The organism is Psychrobacillus sp. PGGUH221 (assembly GCF_042055255.1).
Classification (GTDB): domain Bacteria; phylum Bacillota; class Bacilli; order Bacillales_A; family Planococcaceae; genus Psychrobacillus.
Genome location: NZ_JAQMHQ010000054.1, coordinates 1 through 255, shown reverse-complemented (window position 1 = coordinate 255; position 255 = coordinate 1). Strand labels below are relative to the sequence as shown.

General features: G+C 35.7%; 1 protein-coding gene. It reads left to right on the top strand.

The window, feature by feature from the left end; translation table 11 throughout:
• Window positions 1-255, top strand: a 255-nt coding sequence (locus PGC35_RS22160; protein WP_375220731.1) for a class I SAM-dependent methyltransferase, incomplete at both ends; no start/stop codon positions are given.

The following is a 255-nucleotide window of genomic DNA, read 5'->3' as shown; positions in this document are numbered from 1 at the left end:
ATACATTTTATTCAGACCGTGAAAGGGGTGTTCCCTTTTTTGCTAATTTTCCTGATGAAAATTTAGTAAGTTATTTTGAAAAAAGCCTGTTTATTCCAGGGAAAGTCCTTGAACTTGGTTGTGGTCCTGGTAGGAACGCAATTTATTTTGCTGAAAAAGGTTGCACTGTTGATGCAGTAGATTTATCTCAAGAGTCACTTAAATGGGCAGAAGAACGAGCAAATGAAAAAAGTGTAAGTGTAAACTTCATCAATG